This is a genomic window from Micromonospora sp. NPDC047793 (assembly GCF_040642635.1).
In the GTDB taxonomy this organism is placed as follows: Bacteria; Actinomycetota; Actinomycetes; order Mycobacteriales; family Micromonosporaceae; genus Micromonospora.
Genome location: NZ_JBEYSG010000003.1, coordinates 160,650 through 186,766, shown reverse-complemented (window position 1 = coordinate 186,766; position 26,117 = coordinate 160,650). Strand labels below are relative to the sequence as shown.

Sequence of the window (26,117 nt, the reverse complement as noted above, 5' to 3'; positions counted from 1 at the left end):
CACGGCTACCCGCCCGTGAAACGCGCGAGGCATCCGGGGCAGCAGAACCAGTGGTCCGTGCCGTCCACCCGGGCGTGCGGGGTGTCCGGTCCGACGGTCACCGTCATCCCGCACACCGGGTCCACCGCCTGCTGAGGACGGATCACGGGCGCACCCGCCGGGGGCCGCAGGTCGTCGCGCCGGACCGCGCGCACCACGTCGGCCATGATCGCCAAAGCGATCTCCGGCGGGGTACGCGCACCGATGTCCAGCCCGGCCGGCGCGTGGACGCGGGCCCGTTCGTCGTCGGTCAACGTCAGCTCGTCCAGCAGCGCGGCGGCCCGCTTACGGCTGGCGACCAGCGCGACGTGGCCCACGCCCGCGTCCAGCGCGGCCCGGATCGCCTCCGGCTCGCCCTTGCCGAGACCGGCCACCACCACGGCCGTGGCGCCGGCGTAGTCACCGGTCTCGACCACCTCGAAGTCGAGGAAGCGTGCCAGCGTCGCCACGGCGGCGCCGATCGGGCTGGTGCCGGCCACCCCCAGCACCGCCGCCGGCAGCATCGGCCGGAGGAAGATCTCGACCGCGCCGCCGGAGTGGCACGGGTTCACCACCACCCGCGCACCCGGGGTGTCGGGGAAGGTGTCCGTGCCGTCCGGCAGCACGCGCAGCAGCAGGGTGCTGCCGTCGCGCAGGGTGTCCAACGCGGCGGCACGGACCGAGTTCTCGGCACACGCCCCACCGACGAAGCCCTCGATCGACCCGTCCGGCAGGATCACCGCGTCGTCACCCGGCCGCGCCGACGTCGGTTCCTGCGCGCGGACCACCGTGGCGTGCACGAACGGTTCCCGGGCGGCGCGCAACGCATTCGCCCGGTCGGCGATCGTCGTCGACATGTCGCCTCCTCAGATCGGCGGTCGGGCCTGGCCGCGCATGGCGTCCCAGACCCGCGACGGCGTCAGCGGCATGTCGGCGTGCCGGACACCGAAGGGCTTCAGGGCGTCCACGACCGCGTTGACGATCGCCGGTGGTGAGCCGACGGTGGCCGACTCCCCCACGCCCTTGGCGCCGATCGGGTGGTGCGGCGACGGGGTGACCGTGTAGCCGGTCTCCCAGTCGGGCACCTCCAGCGCGGTCGGGATGAGGTAGTCCATCATGGACGCGCCGAGGCAGTTGCCGTCCTCGTCGAAGGCGATCATCTCCATCAGCGCCATGCCGACGCCGTCGGTCAGGCCGCCGTGCACCTGCCCCTCGATGATCATCGGGTTGATCCGGGTGCCGCAGTCGTCGACCGCGATGAACCGGCGCACCGTCACCTGGGCCGTGCCCGGGTCGATGTCCACCACGCAGATGTACGCCCCGTGCGGGTACGTCAGGTTCGACGGGTTGTAGCAGATCTGCGCCTCCAGTCCGCCCTCGATCCCGTCGGGCAGGTCACCGGCGCCGTGCGCGCGCATGGCGATGTCCTGGATCGTGACGGACTTGCCCGGGTCGCCCTTGACGTGGAAGGTGCCCTTCTCCCACTCCAGGTCGGCGACGGACACCTCCAGCATGGCCGAGGCGATGATCTTCGCCTTGTCCCGGACCTTGCGGGCGACCAGCGCAGCGGCGGCCCCGGAGACCGGGGTGGACCGGCTGCCGTACGTGCCGAGACCGAACGGGGTGTTGTCGGTGTCGCCGTGCACCACGTCGATGTCGTCCGGCGGGATGCCGATCTCCTCGGCGATGATCTGCGCGAAGGTGGTCTCGTGGCCCTGTCCCTGCGACTGCACGCTGAGCCGGACCACGGCCTTGCCGGTCGGGTGTACGCGCAGCTCGCAGCCGTCGGCCATGCCCAGCCCGAGGATGTCCATGTTCTTGCGGGGACCGGCGCCGACGGCCTCGGTGAAGAACGCGATGCCGATGCCCATCAGCTCGCCCCGAGCACGCTTCTCCTCCTGCTCGCGGCGCAGCTCGGCGTAGCCGGCCATCTCCATGGCCAGCCGCATGGTCGGCTCGTAGTCGCCCGAGTCGTAGACCCAGCCGGTCTTCGTCGTGTACGGGAACTGCTCGGGCTGGATGAAGTTCTTCAGCCGCAGCTCCGCCGGGTCCATGCCCAACTCGTCGGCGAGACAGTCGACGATCCGCTCCACCAGGTACACGGCCTCGGTGATCCGGAACGAGCAGGCGTACGCGACACCGCCGGGGGCCTTGTTGGTGAAGACCGCGGTCATCTTGCAGTAGGCGGCCTCGATGTCGTAGCTGCCGGTGAAGACGCCGAAGAACCCGGCCGGGTACTTGACCGGCGCGGCGGTGCCGTTGAAGGCGCCGTGGTCGGCGAGCACGTTGGTGCGGATGGCCAGGATCTTGCCGTCCCGGGTCGCCGCGATCTCACCGCGCATGATGTAGTCGCGGGCGAAACCGGTGCTGATCAGGTTCTCCGAGCGGTCCTCCATCCACTTCACCGGCTTGCCGGTGACGATCGAGGCGACGATGGCGCAGACGTACCCGGGGTAGATCGGCACCTTGTTGCCGAACCCGCCGCCGATGTCCGGCGCGATCACCTGGATCTTGTGCTCGGGGATGCCCGCCACGATGGCGTACAGGGTGCGGTGCGCGTGCGGCGCCTGGGTGGTGGACCAGAGCCGCAGCTTGCCCTCGATCGGGTCGAAGTCGGCGAGCGCGCCGCAGGTCTCCATCGGCGCCGGGTGCACGCGGGGGTAGACGATGTCCTCGCTGACCACCACGTCGGCGCGGGCGAACGCGGCCTCGGTGGCCGCCTCGTCGCCGGTCTCCCAGTCGAAGCAGTGGTTGTTCGCCTTGCCCTCGAGGTCGTCGCGGATCACCGGGGCGTTCGGCTCCAGCGCGCGGCGCACGTCGACGACCGGGTCGAGGATGTCGTACTCGACGTCGATCAGTTCCAGCGCGTCGCGGGCGGCGTACCGGTCCTCGGCGACCACGAAGGCCACCTCCTGGCCCTGGAAGCGCACCTTGTCGGTGGCGAGCACGGCCTGCACGTCGTTGGAGAGCGTCGGCATCCAGGCGAGGTTCTGCTCGGCCAGCATCGCCCCGGTCACCACCGCCTTGACCCCGGGCGACGCCTCGGCGGCGCTGGTGTCGATGGAGACGATCCGGGCGTGCGCCACCGGCGACCGCAGGATGGCCAGGTGCAGCATGCCGGGCAGTTGCACGTCGTCGACGTAGCGGCCCCGGCCCCGGACGAAGCGCGGGTCCTCCTTGCGGAGCATCCGGCCGTACCCGACCGGCTTCTGGTCGTTGTCGTGGAACGTGTCCACGGGTTCGTGCACGGTCGTCATGCGGGGCTCCCGGCAGGCTGGCCGGCGTCGGAGATCTCGCCGGCGGCGGGTGATTCGGTGGACTCGACGACCTTGGCGGCGGCGGCCTGCTCGTGCACGGCGGCCCAGCGCACGGATCGGACGATGGTGGAATACCCGGTGCAGCGGCAGATCTGGCCCGAGATCGCCTCGCGGATCTCCGGCTCGCTCGGGTCGGGGTTGCGGTTCAGCAGCGCCCGCGCGGTCATCATCATGCCCGGCGTGCAGAAACCGCACTGGAGGCCGTGGCACTGCATGAAGCCCTGCTGCACCGGGTCCAGCTCGGCGCCGGAGGCAAGGCCCTCGACGGTACGCACCTCGTGGCCGCCGGCCATCGCGGCGAGCACCGTGCACGACTTCACCGGCTCGCCGTCCAGCCAGACCACGCAGGTCCCGCAGTTGCTGGTGTCGCAGCCCCAGTGCGTGCCGGTCAGGCCCAGCACGTCCCGCAGGAAGTGCACGAGCAGCAGCCGACCCTCGATCTCCCGGGTGACCTCGACGTCGTTGACGGTCATGGTGACCTGCATGCTCAGCTCCTCGCCCGCTCGGCGGCCCGGCGCAGGGCCCGCTTGGTCAGCTCGGCGGCCAGATGCCGCTTGTAGTCGGCACTGCCGCGTTGGTCGGTGACCGGTTCGCACTGGCTCGCCGCGATCTCGCCGGCCCGCGCGAACACGCTCTCGGTGGGCTCCTGCCCGCGCAGCGCGGCCGAGACCTCCGGGATGCCGGTGGTGTTCGGGCCGACCGCGGCCAGCCCCACCCGGGCGTCGGAGATCACGCCGCCGTCCAGCCAGATCGCCGCGCCGGCCGAGACCACGGCCCAGTCGCCGGCCCGGCGCTCGACCTTCTCGTACGCGCTGCCGCCGCCGGGGCGTACCGGCAGCCGGACCTCGATCAGCATCTCGGCCTCGCCGACCGCCGTCTCGTACGGTCCGACGTGGAACTCCTCCATCGACACGATCCGCTCGACGCCGCCGGGCCCCCGGATCACGCAGCTCGCGTCCAGCGTCGTGCAGACCGCTGACAGGTCCTCCGACGGGTCCGCCTGGCAGAGCGACCCGCCCAGGGTGCCCCGGTTGCGCACGATCGGGTCGGCGATCACCCGCTCCGCGTCGGCGAAGATCGGGAATGCGGCGGCCAGTTCGGCGGATTCCAGCAATTCACGGTGCCGGGTCAGTGCGCCGATCCGCAACTCGTGCCGGCCGGGTCGGATGTAACCGAGTTCCGGGTGCAGATCGTTGATGTCGATCAGATAGTCGAAATTGGCCAGGCGCAGCTTCATCATCGGCAGCAGGCTGTGCCCACCGGCGATCAGCCGGGCCGTTCCGCCCAGCCGTTCCAACAAACCTATGGCCTGGTCCACACTGGTGGCGCGCTCGTACTCGAACGGTGCCGGAACCTGCATGATGTCGCTCCTCCGCGGTCCCGCCAGAATCTGGTCGGGCCCGTTTCCAAAGTCAACGTCGACCTAAGCAATTGCTTAGGTCGGGTTGACGACGACACCGGCGGCCACGGATGGTGCAACCATGCGGGACATCGCGGACGGACTGACCGACTGGCGTGCGGCCGGCGTCGCGTTCGCCGTGGCGACCGTCGTCCGCACCTGGCGCTCGGCGCCCCGGCAGCCGGGGGCCACCATGGCGGTCAACGCCGAGGGTGAGGTGCTGGGCAGCATCTCCGGCGGCTGCGTCGAGGGCGCCGTCTTCGACCTGTGCCGGGAGGCCATCGAGACCGGCAAGGCGCGGACCGAGATCTACGGCGTCAGCGACGACGACGCGTTCGGCGTGGGCCTGACCTGCGGCGGCACCATCGAGGTCCTGGTGCAGCCGGAGGTCACGCTGACCGAGACCGACGCGGTGCTCGACGCGATCACCACCGGCCGGCCGGTGGCCACCGCGTCGACCGGGGACGCCCAGCTCGTGGTCTGGCCCGACCGGGTCGCCGGCAGCCTCGGCGATTCCGACCTGGACCGCGCGGTGGCGCAGCAGGCCGCCGGGATGCTGGCCCAGGGCAGCACCGGCACCGTCCATCTCGGTACGCACGGCGAGCAGCGCCGTGACGAGGTGTCGGTCTTCGTCCAGTCCTACGTGCCGCCGCCCCGGATGATCGTCTTCGGCGCGATCGACTATGCCGCCGCCGTCGCGCGGATCGGCCGCTTCCTCGGCTACCACGTCACGCTCTGCGACGCCCGCGCGGTGTTCGCCACCCGGAAGCGTTTCCCGGACGTCGACGACCTCGTGGTGCGCTGGCCGCACGAGTACCTCGCCGCGACCGTCGTCGACGAGCGCACCGTGCTCTGCGTGCTGACCCACGACCCGAAGTTCGACGTCCCCCTGCTCCAGGTCGCCCTGCGCACGCCCGCGCGCTACATCGGCGCGATGGGCAGCCGCCGTACGCACGACGACCGGATGCGCCGGTTGCGCGAGGCGGGGGTGGACGAGGAGACCCTGACCCGGCTGCGCTCCCCGATCGGGCTCGACCTCGGTGCGCGTACCCCGGAGGAGACGGCGGTGGCCATCGCCGCCGAGATCGTCGCCGGGTCCTGGGGCGGCTCGGGTCGTCCGCTGACCGAGCTGGACAGCCCGATCCACCACGCCTGAGCGCCCACCGCACCGCCGATCCCGGCTCAGACGGTGATGACGACCTTGGCGCGAGCGTGCTCGCTCTCCAGGTACCGCATCGCCGCCGGCACCTCGGCGAGCGGATAGGTGCGGTCGACGACCGGGGCGACCAGACCGGCCTCGACCAGGTCGCGCACGCCGGCCAGCAGTTCCCGGCTCGGTGGCGTCGCGAGCAGTTCCCACCGCTCACCGGTGACGCGCGCCGCCACCTGCGCCCGCAGGAGCAGCGCCATCGGCCCGACGAGGGCGGGTCGGCCCCGGAAGGTCCCGCCGCCGGAGAGCACCAGCGTGCCGCCGGGAACCAGTGCGCGTCGCAGGTCGGCCAGGGATCGGTTGCCGACCAGGTCCAGCAGGACGTCGTAGCGGCGGCCGAGGCGGGCGAAGTCGTGGGTGGTGTAGTCGACCACGTGGTCCGCGCCGAGCGACCGGACCAGGTCGACGTTGCGGGTCCGACACACCGCCGTCACGGTGGCCCCGAGCGCCTTGCCGATCTGGACGGCGAACGTCCCCACACCGCCGGAGGCGCCGTTGACCAGCAGGTGCTGCCCGTCGCGCAGCCGCCCCACGTCGCGGACGCCGAGCAGGGCCGTGTTGCCGGCCAGCGGCAGTGCGGCGGCCTGCGCGACGGTGAGCGTCGCCGGTGTCGACTCGACCCGCGCGGCGGGTACGCAGAGGTACTCGGCGAACGCGCCGTGCAGGTCGCCGGTGTCGCCGTACACCTCGTCGCCGGGGCGGAAACGGTCGACGTCGGCGCCGACCGCCTCGACGGTGCCCGCGAAGTCGGTGCCCCGGATGACGCGCCGGGGCCCGCGCAGCCCCATCATCTGCGGCGCGGCCAGCCGGGCGAGGTAGGGGTCGCCCCGCAGGACGTGCCAGTCCCGCGCGTTCAGCGCGGCCGCGTGCACCCGCACCAGCAGTTCGTCGGCGGCCGGGACCGGCCGGTCGACCTCCTGGAGCCGCAACACGTCGGGTGAGCCGTATCGGTGCGCAACGATCGCCTTCATGTCGCCATGGTGTCGCTCGCGGCGGGGCGACTCATCGGCACACGGGCCGCCCCCGCACCGGTCCCCGGCAGGAGACCGTACGGCCGAAAGTACGGCGCGGTACCCGCCGACGCCGGTCGGGTGGTGTTCAGTCCGGCAGGTCGGCGATACGGGTGGAGAGGTCGCGCAGCAACGCCAGCTCGTCGGCGTCGAGGTGGTCGAGGAAGCGGGTTCGCACCGATTCCACGTGCGGCGGCGCGGCGCGTTCCAGCACGTCGAAGCCGTCGTCGGTCAGGCGCAGCAGGCAGCCCCGGGCGTCCTGCGGGTCGGGTTCCCGGGCGACGAGCCCCCGGGCCTGCATCCGGGTGGCGTGGTGGGAGAGCCGGCTGCGCGACCACTCCATCTTGGCGGCGAGGTCCTTGAGCGCCCAGCGGCGGTCCGTCTTCTCCGACAGCGTGCTGAGCACCTCGTAGTCGGCCGGGGAGAGGCCCGAGTCGCGGACCAGGTCCCGGTCCAGGCGGGCGGGCAGCGCGACGAGCAGACGCCGGAACGCCCGCCAGGCCCGCTCCTCGTCGGCACTGAGCCACGGTGTCGCCATGTCACCACCGTACCCGTCGTTGACATGTCATCGAAACTCCGGCTACGTTCGTTGACATGTCATCGACCGTTCCGTCCGCACCCCTGCGCGTCCTCGTCATCGTCGCGAGCACCCGACCCGGCCGACTCGGCCCGGCCATCACCGACTGGTTCGTCCGGGCCACCGCGCCGGACGCCGCCCGGCACCGGACCCGGGTGGAGGTCGCGGACCTGGCCGGCGTCGGGCTGCCGATGTTCGACGAGCCCGAGCACCCGTCACGCGGCGAGTACGCGCACGACCACACCCGCGAGTGGAGCCGCCGGGTCGCCGACGCCGACGCGTTCGTGGTGGTCACCCCGGAGTACAACTTCGGCATGCCGGCGGTGCTCAAGAACGCCTTCGACTTCCTCTATCAGGAGTGGGCGTGGAAGCCGGTGGCCTTCGTCAGCTACGGCAACACCTCGGCCGGCACCCGCGCGGTGCAGATGGCCAAGCAGGTCGTCACCACGCTGCGGATGGTGCCGATCGGCGCCACCGTCGCGCTGCGCCTCGCCGAACACACCCGCGACGGCCGGGTGCTCGACTCCCCCGCGCTGGCCGACGGCGCGCGGAGCGTGCTGCGCGAACTCGACCGGGTCGCCCGGGCCCTGCGTCCGCTGCGGGCACCCGCGCTCCCGGAGCTCACCGCCGGGCCGGTCGAGGGGCTGACCCTGTCCGAGGTCCGGGACGAGGACCTGGCCGAGATGTTCGTGCTCCAGCGCTGCTGCTGGGTGCAGGAGGCGATCGTCAACGACACCCTCGACCTGCCGCCGTTACAGGAGTCCTTCGCGGATCTGCGCGCCTCCACGTCGACCTGGCGGATCTGGTGCCTGCGCCGCGACGGTCGCCTGGTCGGGTCGGTGCGGGCCCGCGCGGACGGGGACGCGTGGCTGGTCGGCCGCCTGATGGTCGCCCCCGACCAGGCGGGCGGCGGGATCGGCTCCTGGCTGCTCGCGCACGCCGAGTCGCAGGCCCCGGAGACCACCACGCACCACGCGTTGTGCACCGGCCACCGCAGCACCCGCAACATCGGGATGTACGAACGGGCCGGCTACACGGTGACCGAGGTCGACGCCGCACAGGGCGTCGTCCACCTGGTCAAGCGGCGCCCACCGGTGAGCAGCTAGCCGACGGCGGGTGCCGTCCGGGCCCGCAGTCGGCGCAGCATCCGGGCATCGGCGAAACCGACCGCTCGGGCGGCGGCCTCCACGGTGACGCCGTGCCCGATGAGGTGTTCGGCGCGCTCGACGCGCAGCAACTGCTGGTACCGCAGCGGGGTGAGCCCGGTCGCGGCACCGAACAGGCGGGTCAGGGTGCGTTCGCTGACCCCTGCCGACTGGGCCAGCTCGCCCAGCGGCAGCGGCTCGGTGAACCGCACGTCGAGCAGGTCCTGGGCCCGGTGCACCACGTCGCTGAGGTGGGCGCGGTGCCGCAGCATGACGCTGTCCTGCCGTTCGTGTCCGTTACGCCGCGCGTACACCACCATCTCGCGGGCGACCCGCGCGGCCGGGGCCGGTCCGTGGCGCGTCGCCACCAGGTGCAGCGCCAGGTCGATGCCACTGGCGATACCGGCGGAGGTGGCCACCCGGTCGTCGACCACGTACAGCCGGTCCCGCAGCACCGTCGCCGCCGGATACCGACGGGCCACCTCGTCCTGCACCTCGTGGTGGGTGGTGCACCGCCGCCCGTCCAGCAGCCCCGCGCGACCGAGGGCGTCGGCGCCCGCGCAGACGCTCACCACGGTTCCTCCGGCGGCGTGGTGTGCGACCAGCCGGCCCAGGGTCGTGGTGTCCAGTCGTCCGGTGCCGGGCGAGGCCGGTGACCGCCAACCGGGGACGACGACCAGGTCGGCCGGGCCCAACGCGGGCCAGTCGACGCGGGCGCGCACCGGCAGCCCCTGTGCGGTCACCACCTCGTCCTGCTCGGCGACGTACCGCAGGTGGTACGGGTACCCCTGGTTCGCCGCCGTGGAGAAGACCTGCGCCGGACCGGCCAGGTCGAGCAGGTGCACCTGCGGCACGAGCAGGAACACCACCGTGGTCATCGACGGCCTCAGCCCGTGGCGACGGTCACCGCCGCACCGGTCAGCTCGTCGACGGTACGGATGGTGGCGAACCGCCCGGCCAACGCGTACTCGGTGCGCGCGATGATCTCGTCGGTGCCGAGCGTGCGCGGGTCGGCGAGGATCTCGGCGAGCGGTCGACCGGCCGGGGCGTCCCGGTGCGCGATCGGGGTGGTGGCGGTCGCGTCGACGGCGAACGTGACCGCGTAGCCGAGATCCGCCGCGACCCGGGCGGTGGTCTCGCAGCACTGCTCGGTCCGGATTCCGCAGATCACCAGCTCGCGTACCCCGGCGACGGTGAGCAGCTGGTGCAGTCGGGTGGTGGTGAAGGCGTTGTGCGCGTACTTGGTCAGGACCGGCTCGTCCGCGGCGGGCCGCAACCCGTCCATTGGCCGGACGAAACCTCGGGCCGGGTCGAACACGTCACCGGTGCCCGGCTCGGCGTGCAGCACCCAGACGACCGGGTCGCCCCCGCCGCGTGCCGCGTCGACCAGACGGCTCACCTGACCGACGATGCCCGGGTTCGAGGTGGCCGCCCAGATCTCCTGTCGCCGGAACGACTCCTGCACGTCGATGACGAGAAGTGCGCTGCTCATGGCATCCATGGTTGCCCACCGAATCCGGCCCCCACCAGCCACGATCGGGCTGGGCTGCGGACCGATCCGGTCACCGGCGAGCGGCCGTGGTCGGTGGTCCGGCATCCGGCCGCCGCACGTACCCCGGCGGAACTGCTGGTCACCGGTTGATACGGTCGCCCGCGACGCCGATGATCACCTGGCCGACAGGGAGGGTACGCGATGGGACTCATGGACCGGCTCCGGGGCGAGTTCGTCGACATCGTGGAGTGGCTGGACGACAGCCGCGACACGATCGTCTGGCGCTTCCCCCGGTTCCAGAACGAGATCAAGATGGGCGCCAAGCTGATCGTGCGCGAGTCGCAGACGGCGGTGTTCGTCAACGAGGGGCAGATCGCCGACGCCTTCCCGCCCGGCACCTACACCCTGGAGACCCGCAACCTGCCCATCCTCTCCACCCTCAAGGGCTGGAAGTACGGCTTCAACTCGCCGTTCAAGGCCGAGGTGTACTTCGTCAACACGCGGCAGTTCACCGAGATGAAGTGGGGCACCCAGAACCCGGTGATCCTGCGGGACGCCGAGTTCGGCGTGGTCCGGCTGCGCGCGTTCGGCGCGTACGCGGCCCGGGTGGTGGACGCGCAGCGTCTGCTGCGGGAGCTGGTCGGCACCGATCCGCAGTTCCGCACCGAGGAGGTGCAGGAGTACCTGCGGCAGCTCATCGTGGGACGGCTCGGCGGGGCGCTGGCCACGGCCGGCGTACCGCTGCTGGACCTGGCCGCGCACCAGGACGCCATCGGCCGACGGCTGGCCGGGGTCCTGACGGCGGAGCTGGCCGATGTCGGCATCGCGATCCCCACCTTCGTCATCGAGAACATCTCCGTGCCGCCGGAGGTGGAGCGGGCGCTGGACAAGCGCACCAGCATGGGCGCGGTCGGCGACCTGGACCGGTTCACGCAGTTCCAGGCCGCGACCGCGTTGGAGGAGGCGGCCCGCAACCCGGGCGGCGAGGCGGGTGCCGGCGTCGGCCTGGGCATGGGCATGGCGATGGGGCAGCAGATGGCCCGCACGATGGCCGGCGAGACCGCGCCCGCCCAGCACGCCCCGGCGGCGCACGCCCCGACACCGCCGAGCGCCGAGCCGCCGCCGCTGCCGACCCAGACCCAGTGGTTCATCGGCGTCGACGGGCAGCGGCAGGGCCCGTTCGACCTCGGTGGGCTGGCCGCCCAGGTGGCCGCCGGCACGCTGGGCCCGGAGACGCTGGCCTGGCGGGCCGGCATGGCACAGTGGCAGCCCGCCGGGCAGCTTCCCGAGCTCGCCTCGGTGCTGGCCAGCGTTCCGCCGCCGCTGCCGCCGCGATGAGCGGCGCGACCGTCCCGCCGGCGTTCGGATGCGGCAACTGCGGCGCCCGGGTGGAGTACGCACCGGGCGCGGCAGTGCTGCGCTGCCCGTACTGCGGCAGCCAGCAGGAGATCGCCGGAGCCGGCCGGGAGGTACGCGAGCACGCGTACGCCCAGTTGGCGACGCTGGCGCGCAAGCCGGCGGCGCAGGTCGGCGCGTACACCTTCGTCTGCCCGGGCTGCGGTGCCCGCACCGAGAGCAACGCGCTGGCCAAGCGGTGCCAGTTCTGCGCCGCGCCACTGGTGGCCGACCACGCGACGGGCAGCCTCATCGCCCCGGAGGGGGTGCTGCCGTTCCAGGTCGACCGCGCCGGTGTGCGGACGGCTCTGAGCACCTGGTGCCGCAGCCGCTGGTTCGCGCCGAACAGCCTGAAGAAGGTCAGCGAGGCGGAGACGCTCAAGGGCACGTACCTGCCGCACTGGACGTTCGACGCGCGGACCGTGTCGCAGTACCGGGGGCAGCGCGGCCAGCACTACTGGGTCACCGAGACGTACACGGTGATCGTCGACGGCAAGGCGGAGACGCGGACCCGGCAGGTACGCCACACCCGGTGGTATCCGGCCGGCGGCACGGTCCGGCGGGACTTCGACGACGTGCTGGTCCCGGCCACCCGGTACCTGCCGGAGCAGCAGCTGGACCGGTTGGCCCCGTGGCCGCTGACCGAGGCGGTCGCGTACCACGGGGACTACCTGGCCGGTTACCACGCGCTGCGCTACGACACCGAGCCCGAGGCGGGGCTGGCCACGGCGAAGACCCGGATGGCGCCGGTCATCCAGGGTGACTGCCGCAGCGACATCGGTGGCGACGAACAGCGCGTCGACTCCGTCGACACCAGCTACTCGGACGTGACGTACAAGCTGATGCTGTTGCCGGTCTGGATCGCCGCCTACCTGCACGCCGGGCGGTCGTACCAGATCCTGGTCAACGCCCGCACCGGCGAGGTGATCGGCGAACGCCCGTACAGCAAGGTGAAGATCGCTGCCGCGGTGCTGGCCGCGCTGGCGCTGGTCGCCGCGATCGTGCTGGCGTTCGCGCTGGGTCGGTAGGAGCCGCGCGGGTCTCGGACGCCGCCGCGTACCTCACGCGGCGGCGATCTGGATCTTGCGACCGACGCCGGCCCGGAACTGCGCCATCGCGTCGGCGTACTTCTCCAGCGGGAACCGGTGGCTGATGAAGACGGCCGGGTCCAGGACCCCGACGGCGAAGAGTTCGGCGGCACGTTCGAAGCTGTGCAGCACGGCCATCGAGCCGGTGACGGTGATCTCCTTGTTGTAGATGCGGTAGGGCTCGACCGGCACCCGGGTGGCGTACTCGGAGACGCCGAACTGGAGGAACGTGCCGGCCGGCGCGACCCGGCCCAGGCCGTCGGAGATGGCGGCCTGCACGCCGGTGCAGTCGATCACCACGTCCCAGCCACGCGGCCGGTCCAGGTCGTCGGCGCTCGCCGCGCTCGCCGAACAGCCCAGCGCGACGGCGGTGGCGAGGCGGTCGGCGTTCGGGTCGACCACGCTGACCGTGGCCGCGCCGCACCGTTTGGCCAGTTCGAGCATCATCAGGCCCATCGTGCCGGCCCCGTAGATCAGGTAGTGGTCGGCGAGCCGCCGGGGCAGCACGTCGAAGCCGCGTACCGCGCAGGAGAGCGGTTCGATCAGGGCCGCGTCGGCCGGGGCGACGCCCTCGGGCAGCACCACGCAGTTGCGGACCGGAGCGAGGGCGTACTCGGCCGCTCCCCCGGCGACGGTCACGCCGATGGCGTTCCACCGTTCGCAGAGGTTGCCCCGGGCCCGCCGGCACTGGTAGCACTCGCCGCAGTGCAGCGACGGGTCCACGGCGACCGGGTCGCCGACGCGGACCTCGGTGACGTCGCCGCCGACCGCGACCACCGTGCCGGCGAACTCGTGGCCCGGCACGATCGGGTACGCGGGCGCGAACTCGCCGTCCATGATGTGCAGGTCGGTGCCGCAGATCCCGCTGCCGGCCACCTCGACGACCACGTCCCGGGGGCCGGGCGTGGGGTCCGGTACGGACTCGACGCTGATCTGACCCGGCGTGACGATGACTGCTGCCTTCACTTGACCGCCCCCATGGAGAGTCCTCGGACGAGTTGTTTCTGGGCGATCCAGCCGGCCAACACCACCGGCAACGACACGATCGTCGCCGCCGCGCAGAGCCGGGCCAGGAACAGCCCTTCGGAGGTGATGAAGCCGACCAGGAAGATCGGCGAGGTGCCGGCCCTGGTGGCGGTGAGATTGACCGCGAGGAAGAACTCGTTCCAGCTGAAGATGAAGCAGATCAGCGCGGTGGCGGCCAGGCCGGGTGCGACGATCGGCAACAGGATCCGCCGGATGGTGACCAGCAGGCTCGCGCCGTCCATCGCCGCCGCCTCGATCAGGGCGGTCGGCACCTCCAGCATGAACGAGCGCATCATCCAGACCGCCAGCGGCAGGTTCATCGCCGTGTAGAGCACGACCAGGGTCCAGACGTTGTCCAGCATGCCGAGGTTCTGCACCAGCAGGTAGATCGGCAGCAGCGCGGCGACCACCGGCAGCATCTTGGTGCTGATGAAGAAGAACAGCACGTCACGCCACTTGGCGACCGGCCGGATGGAGAGCGCGTACGCGGCCGGGGTGGCCAGCAGCAGCACCAGCAGCGTGGACATCACGCTGGCCATCAGCGAGTTGAGCAGGTACGGCATGAGGTCCCGGTCGAAGACCTGTCGGTAGCCGTCGAGCACCGGGGTGAAGAACCAGGCCGGCGGGTTGCTGGCGGCGTCCACCTCGCGTTTGAAGCCGGTCAGCACCATCCATGCCACCGGCAGGAAGAACAACAGTCCGGCGAGCCAGGCCAGCACGGTCCAGACCGCGCCGGTGACGCCCGCCCCGCGCCGGACCGGGGCAGCGGTACGCCTCATCGCGCGTCCTCCATCCGGAACAGACTGGAGAGCAACCGCAGCGCGAAGGTGGCGACGACGATCGTGCCGATCACCACCACCACACCGGCTGCGGCGGCCTCGCCGTACTCGAACTTGCGGAAGGTGGTCAGGTAGATCTCGTACGGCAGGTTGGTGGTGGCCCGCCCGGGACCGCCCTGGGTGATGGTGAAGACCGCGTCGAACGTCTGCACCAGGTAGATCGCGCCGAGCAGGGCGCCGAGTTCCAGGTAGGGCCGCAGGTAGGGCAGCGTGATCCGGGTGAAGGTCTGCCACGGTCCGGCGCCGTCGACCCGGGCGGCCTCCAGCGTCTCCAGGGACTGGCCCTGCAACCCGGCCAGGATGATCAGCATCATGAACGGGGTCCACTGCCAGACCAGCGAGGCGACCACGGCCACCATCGGGTACTGCGACACCCAGTCGGTGCTGCCGCCGACGATGCCGTTGATCAGGCCGTACGACGGGTTGTAGATGGCGTGCTTCCAGAGCAGTGCCGCCGCCATCGGCATCACCAGGAACGGGGTGATCAGCAGGGTCCGCACGATGCCCCGGCCGGGGAACTTCCGGTCCAGCAGGAGGGCCAGGCCGAGGCCGAGCAGCACCGAGACGATCACCGACGAGGCGGTCAGCACCACGGTGTTGACCAGGGCGGCCCGCAGTCGGGCGTCGCTGAGCACGGTCGCGTAGTTGGCCAGCCCGATGAACTCCTGGCTGCCCGGACGCAACGCGTTCCAGCTCTGGGTGGACAGGTAGAGGGTGAACAGGAACGGCAGCTGGGTCACCACGATGGCGAAGACCAGGGCGGGCAGCAGCGGGGCGCGGCGGGCCCAGCGCTGTTTACGGTCCGGCCGGGTGGGACGTACGGCGGGACGCGGGCTCGCGTCCGGGTCGGTGGTGGTGGTCGTGGTCATCGATCCGCCTCACAGGGCAGGGTCGGGGCCGGCCGGTCGACCGGCCCCGACACGCGGCTACCGGTGTTTGCTGGCGGCTTCCTCGGCCAACCGCTGGCCGTCGGCGAGCGCCCGTTCGACGGTGCTCTGGCCGGCGATCGCCGCCGACACCTCCTGGGAGACCTTGGTGCCGAGGTCGGCGAACTCGGGGATGCCGACGAACTGCACCCCCAGCGCGGGCCGGGGCTGCACACCCGGGGCGACCGGGTCGGCCTCCTGGATGGACTTGAGCGTGATGTCGGCGAAGGCGCTCGCGGACTCGCGGTACTCGGCGATCTCGTAGGTGGACTGGCGCTTGCCGGCCGGTACCCGGGACCAGCCGAGCGAGCCGCCGATCAGCCGCTCGTACTCCTTGCCGGTCGCCCAGGAGATGAACTTCCAGGCGGCGTCGGCGTTCTTGGTGGTCTTCGGCATGGCCAGCGCCCAGGCCCAGAGCCAGCCCGACGAGTCGGTCTTCTCGACCGGCGCGTACACGTAGCCGACCTTGCCGGCGACGGTGCTGGAGTTGGGGTCCTCCAGGGTGCCGGCGGCGGAGGTGGCGTCGTACCACATCGCCGCCTTGCCCTGGCCGAACGTGTTCAGGCACTCGGTGAACCCGGACTGCGGTGCGCCCGGTTGACCGTGCGCGCGGAGCAGGTCGACGTAGAACGTGGTCGCCTCGGTGAACTCCGGCGCGTTGACCTTCGGCGTCCAGTCCTTCTCGAACCAGGTGCCGCCGAAGGTGTTCACCACGGTGGTCAGCGGCGCGAACAGCTCACCCCAGCCGGGCAGCCCGCGCAGGCAGATGCCGGAGATCCCCTTGTCCTTGTCGTCGAGCTGGGCGGCGAACCCGGCGACCTGCTGCCAGGTCGGGCGCTCCGGCATGGTGATGTTCTTGGCCGCGAAGAGTTCCTTGTTGTACATCAGGAACGACGACTCGCCGTAGAACGGCGCGGCGTAGAGCTTGCCGTCCTGGCCGGAGAGTGAGGCGACCATCGGTTCGAGCAGGTCGCCCTTGTCGTAGCCGGTGTCCCCGTCGGCGTACGAGCTGAGTTCGTGCAGCCAGTCGTTCTGCGCCCAGATGGGCGCCTCGTACGCGCCGATGGTGGCCACGTCGTACTGGCCGCCCTGGGTGGCGACGTCCTGGGTGACCCGGTCGCGCAGCTCGTTCTCGGGCAGGATCGTGAACCGGACGGTGATCCCGGTGTCCTTGGTGAAGTTCTCGGCGGTGACCTTGGCCAGGTCCTCCATCTGCGGGTTGCCGACCATCAGCACGGTGATGGCCGTGCCGTCGCCGGACGACCCGCCGCCTGCTCCGGAGCAGGCGGTCGAGACCAGCGCGACGGCGAGACCGACGGCGAGCGTGCCGCGCCATCGGCGCGGAGATCGTGTTCTGGGCACAGCGAACCTCCGGAAGTGGTGGTGAGGGTGAGGGTGAGGGGACGGTCGGCCGGGGCGCTCAGACGCGCAGCACCACCGGACCGAGCAGCGAGTAGCGGTGCGCCTCGGAGGCCGGCAGCGCGGTGTCCGTGACGACGGTGTCGAGGTCCGCCACGTCGGCGAACCGGCAGAAGCTGTGCCCGCCGAACTTGGTGTGCACCCCGGCGAAGACGACCCGCCGGGCCACCGCCATCACCTGGGCCTTGACGGCGGCCACGGCCGGGTCCGGTGTGGTCAGCCCGTGCTTGCGGGAGATGCCGTTGGCCCCGACGTAGGCGAGGTCGATCACGAAGCCGGCGAGCATCCGGGTGGCCCAGTGGTCGACGGTGGCCAGCGTGCGTCCGCGCACCCGGCCGCCGAGCAACAGCACCGTGACCGACGGGTACGCGGCCAGCGTCGCCGCGGTGTGCAGCGAGGCGGTCACCACGGTCAGTTGCCGGTGGGTGGGCAGCGCCTCGGCGATGAGCTGCGGGGTGTAGCCCTCGTCGATGAAGATCGACTCGGCGTCGCCGAGGTGTTCCACGGCTGCGGTGGCGATCCGTCGCTTCTCCACGACCATCCGGGTGGCCCGGGTCTCCAGGGTCGTCTCGAAGCGGGCGGTCTCCATCGGGTAGGCACCGCCGTGCGTCCGGCGGACCAGGCCCTGCTGCGCCAGCAGGCTCAGGTCACGACGGATGGTCTCCGGCGCGACGCTCAGCTCGACGGCGAGGTCGCGGACGTCGACGTCGCCCTGCCGGCGCGCCACGGCGAGGATGTGGTGGCGGCGCTGGTTCGCGTCCACTGTGTACCTCCCGTCGGCGTGTGTGTCTTTTTGTAACACCGTGGACGGTCAGGTGACTCCGGTCACATGCGGGTGATTCTGGTGGGTTTGTTGCCCGCAAGCCAGCCCGAACGGGCAGCACATAACGGTCATTGACCCTTTACCGCGCAGAACGACCGCCCGATTGGCGCCCCGGGTTGCCCGATCAGCACCCGGTGCGCCCGGTCGGGCGTCGCCTCGTCAGCTCGACGCGGGCCCGTTGTCGACCAGCCGGAAATAGGTGGTCAGCGTCGCGTCGCCGATCTCCTCGAGGATCAGCCCCCGGGTCGGCGAGTGCTGGAGGAACGCGGACAGGTTGCTGATCGCGTACGCGGGCGCGCCGCCCCGCTGCCCGTCCCGCACGATCGTGAACCGCTGCCTCGGCTCGCCCGGATCACAGGCGGCACCCACCACGCGCAACGGCGCACTGCCCGAGGAGCGCGACTCCCAGCAGGTGTCCCCCGCCCCGGCGACCCGGACCAGATAGGTGTCCCCGCCCTGCGGCACGAAGACGAAGAGCTGGTCGCCCTCGTCCCCGTCGACCTCGCCGAGACCACCCTCGTCGCGCAGCGACACCCCGCCGATCCCGTCGACCCGCACGACGGTGGCCCGGCGCTGCCCGGACAGCACCCCGCCGGTGCCCACCGGCGGCGCACCGGTGGTGCCCGAGGCGGGACTCGACGGGTCCGTGACGGACGGCCGAGAGCCATTCGGCGCGGGGCGCGACGACGTGGTGGACGGACTCGACGAGCCGGTGGGGGGACCGACCACGTCGGGACTCGGCGTGGCCCCGGGTGGGCCGGTGGTCGGGACGGGGGTCGGTCCCGCCGGCCCGACCGGGATGGTGTGCGGCGGCCCGGCGAGGCGGATGGCGGCGGTGCCGGCACCGAGCGCGGCGACCAGGAGGACACCGACCGTGGCGGTCGCGACGTGCCGTCGACGGCGTCGGGTATCCCCCCGGCGCCGGATCTCGGCGGCGGGGTGGACCCGGCCCTGCCCGCCGTGCCGGGCCAACCCGCGCAGGGCGTCGTCCAGCTCGCGGTCAGCGGTCATGTCCCCTCCCCCCGCTGGTCACCTGGTGCTCGTCGTCGCCCAGGTGGGCGGCGAGGGCGCGTCGCCCCCGGGCGAGCCGCGTCTTGACGGTGTTCACGTTGGTGCCCGCCTCGGTGGCGATCTCCGCCACGCTGAGGCCCACCAGATGGTGCAGGACCACCACCCGGCGCTGGTCTGCGGGGATGCGGCGCAGCGCGGCCACGATCGCGACGTGGTCGACCGAGCTGCCCTCGACGCGCTCCTCGGCGGCGTGCCGTCGGTGGGCCGTGAGCCGGTTGACCGTCTTGCGCCAGGCGCTGACCGCCACCCGGTACGCGACGCTGCGCACCCACGCCTCCGGGCTGTCGCACTCGCGGACGGTCGCCCACCGGTCCCAGGCCCGGGCGTACGCCTCCGCCACCGCGTCCTCCGCCTCGGCCCGACGGCCGATCATGGCGTAGAGGTGGCCCAGCACCCGCTGGGCCGACGCGGAGTAGAAGGCGTCGAACTCGTCAGCGTCGCGCATCGATCACGGTCTCCAGCCGATCCGGTCGCTCCTGGTCATGCCGCATCCCCGCCGGACGTCAGCCCTGCCGTGGCGCGGGCCCGGTGTCGTTGAACCGGAAGCTGTCGAACGGCGCCGCGTCGCCCAACTCCTCCAGGATCAGCCCGTTGCGCGCCGTGGTCCGCAGGTAGGCCCAACTGTTGCTGATCACGAACTCGCGGGCACCGCCACCCTGCGCCCTGGTGATGACGAACCGCTGGAGCGGGTCACCGGCCCGGCAGGTGGCGCCCCGCACCACCAGCGGTCGGGCGTTGCCCGGGTTGTGCGTCTGCCAGCAGACCGGCTGCCCGGTGCCGCCGCCGTAGTACGACTTGATGAGGTACTCCTGCCCGCCCAGCGGGGTCGGCACGAACACCTGCCGTCCCCGGTCGTCGTCCACCTCGGCCAGCCGTCCCCCGTCGAGCAACGACAGCCCGGACTCGAACGCGCCGACCCGGACGATCGTGACCCGACGCGTGCCGGAGAGTACCGGCTCCACGGTCGGCGTCGGCGTCGGCTTCGGCTTCGGCGTCGCCGCGACGAACGGCGCCGCCATCGCCAGCGGCTCGACCGCCGGTGGCGCACTCTCGGACGCCGACGCCACCCCGTACACACCCACTGCGGCGGCGACCAGCGCCACCAGGCCCGTACCGGCGAGCCACCTACTCGTCACCATCATGGCCTCCCACCTTCCGGCTACCGCCCCGAGCCCGTCCGACCGGTCCGGGTGTCGGTCCGTACAGCCTGATGACGCCTGGCACGCCGCGGTGGTTTCACCACGACGCACGATCACTCTGCGTACGGATTTCGGGTACGCATCGACGACTTCTTCCCTTTGCGTGACCGAGGCAATACGGTAAGTCGGCTGCCGGGCCGCGAACCGGAGGGTTCCCCATGACGGAGTACGACTATGTGGTGGTCGGCGCGGGTTCGGCCGGCTGCGTACTGGCCAACCGCCTGACCGAGGACCCCGGTGTCCGGGTGCTGGTGATCGAGGCCGGCGGTTGGGACGGTAGCCCGTGGGTGCGCATCCCCAAGGGCTTCAGCCGGCTGATGGACGACCGGCGCACCGCCTGGCACTACCCCGCCGAGGTGCGCTCCGGCCGGCAGGAGATCTGGCAGCGGGGACGCCTGATCGGCGGTTCCAGCTCGATCAACGGCATGGTGTACGCCCGGGGCGACCGGCTCGACTACGACCAGTTGGAACGCCTCGGCAACCCCGGCTGGGGCTGGGACACCATGCTGCCGATCTTCAAGCGGCTGGAGGACAACCCGCTCGGTGCCTCCGACGTACGCGGAGCCGGTGGCCCGTTGCGGCTCTCCACCGCCACCGCCACCGACGAGGTCAGCGAGGAGACCATCGCGGCCGGGGAGGAACTCGGCTGGCACCGCACGGACGACCTGAACGCCGGTGACGGGGAGCGGATCGGCTACCTGATGGCCACCATCCGCGACGGCCGCCGCAGCAGTGCCGCCGACGCCTTCCTGCACCCGGTCCGGCATCGGCCCAACCTGCACGTCGCGGTGAACACGGTGGTCCGCCGGGTGATCGTGGAGAACGGTCGCGCCGTCGGCGTGCACGCGCACCGGAGCGGGCAACCGGTCGACTTCCGGGCCCGGGCGGAGGTGGTCCTCGCCGCCGGGGCGATCGCCACCCCGCACCTGTTGCAGGTCTCCGGGATCGGCCCGGCCGACACGCTGCGCCAGGCCGGGGTCGACGTGCTGCTCGACCGGCCCCGGGTCGGTGCCGGGATGCGGGAGCACCGGACCACCCCGATCCAGTTCCGGCTGACCGGTCGGGTCGGCTACAACCCGCGTCTGCGCGGGCCGCTCGGGCAGGGTCGGGAGATGCTGCGCTACCTGCTGACCCGCCGGGGTCCGCTGGCCCTGCCGGTGTACGACGTCGGCGCGTACCTCCGCTCCACGCCCTCCGCCGGGCATCCGGACGCGCAGTTGCTGGTCGCGCCCTTCTCGGCGGCACCCCGACGGCCCGGACGGGCGCTGGAGCTGGAGGCCGAGTCGGGGCTGATGGCGCAGGTCACGGTGACCCGGCCGGAGAGCGAGGGCAGCCTCGCCATCACCTCCGCCGACCCGGAGGCTCCGCCCCGGATCGTCGCCGGCTACTTCGACGCGGCGCACGACCGGCGGGTGGCCGTGGACGCCTTCCGGCGGGCCCGGGAACTCTTCGCCACCGGCCCGATCGCCAAGCGGATCTCGATGGAGACGCTGCCCGGCCCGGCGGTCCGCGAGGACGACGAGATCATCCAGGCGGGGCTGGCGCTCGGATACTGCGGCTACCACGCGGTCGGCACCTGCGCGATGGGGCCGGGCGACGACTTCGTGGTGGATCCGCAGCTGCGGGTACGGGGCGTCGCGAGCCTGCGCGTGGTGGACGCCTCGGTGCTGCCGACCCTGGTCAGCGGTTATCTCAACGCACCGGTGATGGCACTGGCGTGGCGCGCCGCGGACCTCATCCGAGCCGCCTGACGACGGTATGCTTCCGCCACCGTCCATCTTGGAGTCGTACATGTTCTCGATGCGTCGCGCACGGCTGGTCAGCCGCCTGCTCGCCCTCACCCTCGTCGGCACGGTGCTGTCCGCCGCACCGGCCAGCGCCGCCCCGACACAGATGTCGTCACCCCCGGGGTGGACGACCGTGCCCGGCACCACCCCCGCGCTGTCCCGGCCGGCAGCCGCCGTCTACGGAGGGGACGTGCACCTGGTCGCCGAAGGCCCCGGCGACAGCGTGGTGCACAACCGGTACTCCATGCAGACCGCGGCCTGGTCGGGCTGGCAGACCGTGCCGGGCCTGGCCCAGGCGGCCTCCGCCCCGGCCCTGATCCTCTACGGCGACGGGCTGCACGTCTTCGTCCGGGGGCCGGCGGGCACCATCCGGACCGCCCACTACTCGCTGACGACCGCGAGTTGGTCCGCCTGGTCGACGGTGCCCGGGTCGGGCGCGACCACGTCGGAGCCGGCTGTCGCGGTGTACGGCGGTCACCTGCACCTGTTCGTCCGGGCAACGCCGGGCGTCCTGCGCACGGTCCGGTACGACCAGAGCACCGGCACCTGGTCGGGCTGGTCTACGCTGGCGGGCCTCCAGGGCGCGACCTCCGCGCCGACCACCGCGGTCTACGGGGGCTGGCTCTGGGTGTTCGTCCGCAGCTCGGTCGACACCCTCCGCACCGTCCGGTACGACCTGTCCACCGACGCCTGGACGACCTGGTCCACAGTGCCCGGCTCGGCGGGTACGCCGTCCGGCCCGGCCGCCGAGGTGTACGGCGGCGACCTGCGGTTGTACGTCAGCGACGTCGACTCCGGCACGGTCCGCACCGCCGCGTACACGCTGAACACCTCCACCTGGTCGCGATGGTCGGCGGCGACCCGCCCGGTCGACCTGGTCTCGGCGCCCGGCACCACCGTCTACGGCGGTCACGTGCACCTCTTCGTGCAGGGTTCGCAGCAGCAGGTCCACCGGTCGCTGATCGGGTAGTGACGACGGTCGGGCGGGCCGTCGGCGCGACGGCCCGCCCGCACCCGACGACCGGATGGTCACCCACGCCCGACCGGCTGTGAGCTGCGTTACCAATACGTCGACCGGGAATCAGCACGCCGGTCGCGGGTTGGAGCCAGATATGACCGTCGCACCACTGCCTGCTCAGCGTCCGGACCGGCCGGAGATCCTCCGATGAGCGCCCCGCCGCCGGGCGCGCTGATGCCGGGCGACCTGATGAGCCCCCGGCAACGCGTACGGCTCATCCTCGTCCTCGGCTCCCTGATCGCGGTGGGGCCGCTGACCATCGACATGTATCTTCCGGCGCTGCCGGCCATCGCCGAGGACCTCGGCACCAGCTCGGCGGCGGTCCAGTTGACCCTCACCGGCACACTGGTCGGGCTCGCCCTGGGCCAGTTGCTGATCGGCCCGCTCTCCGACGCCGTCGGTCGGCGCACGCCGCTGATCGCCGGCACCGCGCTGCACATCGTCGCCTCGGTGCTGTGCGCGCTCGCCCCGAACGTCGCCGTGCTCGGCGCGCTACGGGTCCTCCAGGGCCTGGGCGCCGCAGCCGCCGCCGTGATCGCCATGGCCGTGGTCCGTGACCTGTTCAGCGGAAGGGCCTTCGCGCAGGTGCTGTCCCGCCTGCTGCTGGTGATGGGAGCCGCTCCGGTGCTCGCGCCCACGCTCGGCAGCGAACTGCTGCGCTGGACGCGGTGGCAGGGTGTCTTCGCCGCGCTGGCCGTCTTCGGCGTCCTGCTGATGCTGGTCGCCGTCTTCGGCCTGCGGGAGACGTTGCCGCCGGCCCGCCGCCAGCGCGGCGGGGTGGTGTCCACCGCCCGCCTCTACCGCTCGCTGCTGCACGACCGGCCCTTCGTCGGGCTGGTGCTCGTGGCCGGGCTGGCGATGTCGTCGATCTTCGCCTACGTCAGCGGCTCCTCCTTCGTCCTCCAGGAGCAGTACGGCCTCGACGAGCAGCAGTTCGGGTTCGCCTTCGGCGCGGGCTCGATCGGCCTGATCGCGGCCACCCAGGCCAACGTACGTCTGCTGCGGCGCTATCCGCCGCAGCGGATCCTGGCCGGCGCCCTGCTGGCGGGTACGGTCGCCGGTCTGGTGCTGCTCGGTCTGGCCACGACCGGGCTCGGTGGCCTGCCGGCGCTGCTCGCGGCGCTCTGGGCGGTGCTCGCGGCCGCCGGCCTGGCGCTGCCGAACGCCCCGGCCGTGGCGCTGACCCGGCACGGCGAGGCCGCCGGCACCGCCTCCGCGCTGCTCGGCTCGGTGCAGTTCGGCGTCGGCGCGGTGGCCGCGCCGATGGTCGGGGTGCTCGGCAACGGTGCGGTGGCGATGTCGCTGGTGGTGGCCGGTGGCATGGCCTCGGCGCTGGTCGTGCTGCACCTCGTGGTGCGGCCGAGGCAGCTCGACGCCCCGGAGCCCGACGCGAAACCGCTGGCCGTCGCGGTCCACTGACCGCAGCACCCGCGCCGGTTACCGGTGTGCCTCGCCCGTCTCGACGAGGCGGGCGAGGTTCGCCAGCGACATCCGGGTGCCGGTCTCGTTGTCGGCGGCGGGGACGGCGTCCGGTACGCCTTCGTGCACCACGCGCACGTCGGTGCCGCCGTCGGCGTCGGTGAGCGTGGTGGTCATCGTCATGACACCGCGCAGGGCGGGATCGTCGGTCTCGAACTCCAGGACCTCCACCACCACCTCGTCCGGCACCAACCGGCGGAAGTGGCCGTGGTAGGTGTCGGTGTGCGCCGTCGTCTTGCCGGTGGCGTCGGGCGCGTCGTAGGTCAACGACACCCGGAACGCACCGCCCTCGCGTGCCTCGAAGTGGTGCACCTGGCCGGTCATGCCCTCCGGCGCCCGCCACACCGCGACCGCGTCGGGATCGAGCAGGGCCCGGTAGACCGCCGGACGCGGTGCCGCGACGTGCGCGGTGACCTGGGTCGTGTACATGCGGCGGACGGTACCGGTCACGGGTGACGAAACCGGCGCTCACCCGGTCCGTGTCGCAGGCGTGCTCTAGCGTGCGACGGCGTGAACGCAGTGCAGACGTACCGGTATCTCGCCCCCTCCGCGCTCGGCGGCGGCGCACTCGCCCTCCAGACCAGCGGCGGGCCGACCCCGAATCCCCGCTTCTTCCGTGGCTTCCTGACCACACCGCAGGCGGCGGCGGTAGGCCTGCTGGCGGTCGCCGAGGTCGCCCGCACCCGCTACCACCGGCCGGTCGACGTGGCCAGCCTCGACCCGGTGGTCACCGGCAGCCGCGACCGGTTGCGCTTCGAGTCCTTCTCCGGCTGCTGCGGCGTGTACGCGCGCCTCGACGCGCTGCCCGACGGCCTCGACGGTGACGTGGTCGAGCACGGCACCACCAACGTGGACGTCAACACGCCGCTGCGCGAGGCGCTGTCCCGGGTCGGCGGGCTGGATCCGCTGCACCTGTCGGTCGGCCCCGAGGACCTGACCGTCTCGACGATGGACGGCGAGGTGGTCGAGAAGAAGGTCCCGCTGCCGAAGCGCTGGCTGCGCGGCTTCGCCGAGGTGCAGGTGCTCGCCGCCCGCTTCGAGCCCCGCGCGGAGCTGTCGGCGGCCGAGGCCACCACGTTCCTGCGACGACTGCCGAAGGGCGGCAGCCGCTCGGTGCTGTGGGTGGTGCCCGCCGGCCGCTCGCTGCGGCTGACCTCACGCCCGGTCCCCGGGGCGGTCTGCCTGGCCGGGCCGAGCCGGTTGGTCGCGCTGCACCCGATGCTGCGCTTCGCGAAGACCCTCCGGGTGTACGGCCCGACGGTGCGGGCCGGTTCCGCGCCACTGCCCAGCGTGTGGGAGCTGGACACCGGGGCGCTGCGGCTCTCGCTGACCCTCTCCCCCGAGCCCTACCGTGGCTTCTCCGGCGAGGGAGCGGCACTCACCGCGCTCGCCGGTGACGACGTGGTCGACGACGCCGAGCTGGTCTCCGCGCTGCTCTCCTGGGACCCGACGGTCGACGTGGACCGGCTGGCCGCCGAGGCGGGCATCGACGTCGACCGGGTCCGGGGCGCGCTGGCGCAGCTCGGCACCGCCGGCCGCGTCGGGTACGACGTCTCCGAGGCGGCGTACTTCCACCGGGTCATGCCGTACGACGCGGAGCGGGCCGAACGTGACAATCCCCGGCTGGTCGGCGCGCGGGCGTTGCTCGACGCCGGGGCGGTGCAGCTCGACACGGGGGCGGTGCAGGCGGACGGCGCGTCGGCCACCATCCGCAGCGGCGACCATGTCTACCGGGTCCGGCTGCTGGCCGACGGCGCGCTCACCTGCACCTGCCCCTGGTGGGCAAAGCATCGGGGGCAACGGGGGCCGTGCCGGCACGCCCTGGCCGCCCGCATGATGGTCACCAACCGGGTCGAGGAGCGGGTGTGAGGCGTCCTAC

25 protein-coding genes are annotated in these 26,117 nt (G+C 72.4%); 8 read left to right on the top strand and 17 right to left on the bottom strand.

Features of this window, described 5'->3' with window-relative positions:
• Positions 1–5: 5 nt before the first annotated feature.
• Genes ABZ738_RS08525 through ABZ738_RS08510 form a run of 4 tightly spaced genes read right to left on the bottom strand, consistent with a single transcriptional unit; the run spans position 6 to position 4,695 of the window.
• Positions 6–875, bottom strand: a complete 870-nt coding sequence (locus ABZ738_RS08525) for an XdhC family protein (RefSeq protein WP_357211963.1) — start codon at positions 873–875, stop codon at positions 6–8.
• Positions 876–884: 9 nt separating this feature from the next.
• Positions 885–3,275 (bottom strand): aerobic carbon-monoxide dehydrogenase large subunit, encoded by a 2,391-nt coding sequence (locus ABZ738_RS08520; protein ID WP_176093943.1) that lies wholly within the window; start codon positions 3,273–3,275, stop codon positions 885–887.
• Entirely contained in the window at positions 3,272–3,820 is a 549-nt protein-coding gene (locus tag ABZ738_RS08515) for a (2Fe-2S)-binding protein (RefSeq protein WP_176093942.1), read from the bottom strand. Before ABZ738_RS08515 ends, ABZ738_RS08520 begins: the two co-directional genes overlap by 4 nt.
• Positions 3,821–3,822: 2 nt before the next feature.
• On the bottom strand, positions 3,823–4,695 hold the full coding sequence (locus ABZ738_RS08510) for a xanthine dehydrogenase family protein subunit M (protein WP_131053981.1): 873 nt from the start codon (positions 4,693–4,695) through the stop codon (positions 3,823–3,825).
• 121 nt (positions 4,696–4,816) lie between these two features.
• Here ABZ738_RS08510 and ABZ738_RS08505 point away from each other — a divergent pair, with 121 nt between their 5' ends.
• A complete protein-coding gene (locus ABZ738_RS08505; RefSeq protein WP_357211960.1) occupies positions 4,817–5,890 on the top strand; it encodes an XdhC/CoxI family protein in 1,074 nt (357 codons plus the stop codon).
• A gap of 26 nt (positions 5,891–5,916) precedes the next feature.
• Here ABZ738_RS08505 and ABZ738_RS08500 read toward each other — a convergent pair whose 3' ends face one another.
• Together ABZ738_RS08500 and ABZ738_RS08495 are read right to left on the bottom strand one after the other, a co-directional pair.
• Positions 5,917–6,915, bottom strand: a complete 999-nt coding sequence (locus tag ABZ738_RS08500; RefSeq protein WP_176093940.1) for an NAD(P)-dependent alcohol dehydrogenase — start codon at positions 6,913–6,915, stop codon at positions 5,917–5,919.
• Positions 6,916–7,042: 127 nt separating this feature from the next.
• Positions 7,043–7,492: a MarR family transcriptional regulator gene (locus ABZ738_RS08495; protein WP_357211958.1), complete on the bottom strand. Its 450-nt coding sequence runs from the start codon at positions 7,490–7,492 to the stop codon at positions 7,043–7,045.
• A 56-nt stretch (positions 7,493–7,548) separates the two neighbouring features.
• Here ABZ738_RS08495 and ABZ738_RS08490 point away from each other — a divergent pair, with 56 nt between their 5' ends.
• Positions 7,549–8,637, top strand: coding sequence for a GNAT family N-acetyltransferase (locus tag ABZ738_RS08490; protein ID WP_357211956.1), 1,089 nt, complete (start codon positions 7,549–7,551; stop codon positions 8,635–8,637).
• On the opposite strand, the gene ABZ738_RS08485 is transcribed toward ABZ738_RS08490, so the two are convergent.
• A complete protein-coding gene (locus tag ABZ738_RS08485; RefSeq protein ID WP_357211954.1) occupies positions 8,634–9,554 on the bottom strand; it encodes a DJ-1/PfpI family protein in 921 nt (306 codons plus the stop codon). The two genes, ABZ738_RS08490 and ABZ738_RS08485, sit on opposite strands and share 4 nt — an antisense overlap.
• Before the next feature lie 8 nt (positions 9,555–9,562).
• Positions 9,563–10,168 (bottom strand): isochorismatase family protein, encoded by a 606-nt coding sequence (locus ABZ738_RS08480; RefSeq protein WP_357211952.1) that lies wholly within the window; start codon positions 10,166–10,168, stop codon positions 9,563–9,565.
• Between the two features lie 201 nt (positions 10,169–10,369).
• On the opposite strand from ABZ738_RS08480, the gene ABZ738_RS08475 reads away from it, so the two are divergent.
• Positions 10,370–11,506 (top strand): SPFH domain-containing protein, encoded by a 1,137-nt coding sequence (locus tag ABZ738_RS08475; RefSeq protein ID WP_357211950.1) that lies wholly within the window; start codon positions 10,370–10,372, stop codon positions 11,504–11,506.
• The gene (locus ABZ738_RS08470) at positions 11,503–12,591 is read left to right on the top strand and encodes a hypothetical protein (protein ID WP_131053765.1); all 1,089 of its coding nucleotides are present in this window, start codon (positions 11,503–11,505) and stop codon (positions 12,589–12,591) included. Before ABZ738_RS08475 ends, ABZ738_RS08470 begins: the two co-directional genes overlap by 4 nt.
• Before the next feature lie 33 nt (positions 12,592–12,624).
• On the opposite strand, the gene ABZ738_RS08465 is transcribed toward ABZ738_RS08470, so the two are convergent.
• The 8 genes from ABZ738_RS08465 to ABZ738_RS08430 all read right to left on the bottom strand — a co-directional run bounded on the left by ABZ738_RS08465 (position 12,625) and on the right by ABZ738_RS08430 (position 19,897).
• A complete protein-coding gene (locus ABZ738_RS08465) occupies positions 12,625–13,617 on the bottom strand; it encodes a zinc-dependent alcohol dehydrogenase family protein (protein WP_176093934.1) in 993 nt (330 codons plus the stop codon).
• A complete protein-coding gene (locus ABZ738_RS08460; protein ID WP_131053767.1) occupies positions 13,614–14,456 on the bottom strand; it encodes a carbohydrate ABC transporter permease in 843 nt (280 codons plus the stop codon). The genes ABZ738_RS08465 and ABZ738_RS08460 overlap by 4 nt, the downstream gene beginning before the upstream one ends.
• Positions 14,453–15,385, bottom strand: a complete 933-nt coding sequence (locus ABZ738_RS08455; RefSeq protein ID WP_357211947.1) for a sugar ABC transporter permease — start codon at positions 15,383–15,385, stop codon at positions 14,453–14,455. Before ABZ738_RS08455 ends, ABZ738_RS08460 begins: the two co-directional genes overlap by 4 nt.
• A gap of 57 nt (positions 15,386–15,442) precedes the next feature.
• Positions 15,443–16,804 (bottom strand): sugar ABC transporter substrate-binding protein, encoded by a 1,362-nt coding sequence (locus ABZ738_RS08450; protein ID WP_131053769.1) that lies wholly within the window; start codon positions 16,802–16,804, stop codon positions 15,443–15,445.
• Between the two features lie 58 nt (positions 16,805–16,862).
• Positions 16,863–17,624 carry a DeoR/GlpR family DNA-binding transcription regulator gene (locus ABZ738_RS08445; RefSeq protein ID WP_131053770.1) on the bottom strand — a complete coding sequence of 254 codons (762 nt, stop codon included), beginning with the start codon at positions 17,622–17,624 and terminating at the stop codon, positions 16,863–16,865.
• A gap of 219 nt (positions 17,625–17,843) precedes the next feature.
• The gene (locus ABZ738_RS08440) at positions 17,844–18,695 is read right to left on the bottom strand and encodes a hypothetical protein (protein ID WP_357211945.1); all 852 of its coding nucleotides are present in this window, start codon (positions 18,693–18,695) and stop codon (positions 17,844–17,846) included.
• A complete protein-coding gene (locus ABZ738_RS08435) occupies positions 18,685–19,200 on the bottom strand; it encodes a sigma-70 family RNA polymerase sigma factor (protein WP_131053772.1) in 516 nt (171 codons plus the stop codon). The genes ABZ738_RS08440 and ABZ738_RS08435 overlap by 11 nt, the downstream gene beginning before the upstream one ends.
• A gap of 58 nt (positions 19,201–19,258) precedes the next feature.
• Positions 19,259–19,897 (bottom strand): hypothetical protein, encoded by a 639-nt coding sequence (locus tag ABZ738_RS08430; RefSeq protein WP_236145785.1) that lies wholly within the window; start codon positions 19,895–19,897, stop codon positions 19,259–19,261.
• Positions 19,898–20,112: 215 nt separating this feature from the next.
• Between ABZ738_RS08430 and ABZ738_RS08425 the strand changes: the two genes are divergently transcribed.
• The 3 genes from ABZ738_RS08425 to ABZ738_RS08415 all read left to right on the top strand — a co-directional run bounded on the left by ABZ738_RS08425 (position 20,113) and on the right by ABZ738_RS08415 (position 24,178).
• Positions 20,113–21,705: a GMC family oxidoreductase N-terminal domain-containing protein gene (locus tag ABZ738_RS08425; RefSeq protein ID WP_357211942.1), complete on the top strand. Its 1,593-nt coding sequence runs from the start codon at positions 20,113–20,115 to the stop codon at positions 21,703–21,705.
• A gap of 40 nt (positions 21,706–21,745) precedes the next feature.
• Positions 21,746–22,711, top strand: coding sequence for a hypothetical protein (locus tag ABZ738_RS08420; RefSeq protein WP_357211941.1), 966 nt, complete (start codon positions 21,746–21,748; stop codon positions 22,709–22,711).
• A 195-nt stretch (positions 22,712–22,906) separates the two neighbouring features.
• Complete coding sequence (locus tag ABZ738_RS08415) at positions 22,907–24,178, top strand: multidrug effflux MFS transporter (protein WP_357211939.1); 1,272 nt, start codon at positions 22,907–22,909, stop codon at positions 24,176–24,178.
• Between the two features lie 18 nt (positions 24,179–24,196).
• Here ABZ738_RS08415 and ABZ738_RS08410 read toward each other — a convergent pair whose 3' ends face one another.
• Positions 24,197–24,667, bottom strand: coding sequence for an SRPBCC domain-containing protein (locus ABZ738_RS08410; RefSeq protein WP_131057187.1), 471 nt, complete (start codon positions 24,665–24,667; stop codon positions 24,197–24,199).
• 81 nt (positions 24,668–24,748) lie between these two features.
• Between ABZ738_RS08410 and ABZ738_RS08405 the strand changes: the two genes are divergently transcribed.
• Positions 24,749–26,107: an SWIM zinc finger family protein gene (locus ABZ738_RS08405; RefSeq protein ID WP_131057189.1), complete on the top strand. Its 1,359-nt coding sequence runs from the start codon at positions 24,749–24,751 to the stop codon at positions 26,105–26,107.
• Positions 26,108–26,117 lie beyond the last annotated feature (10 nt).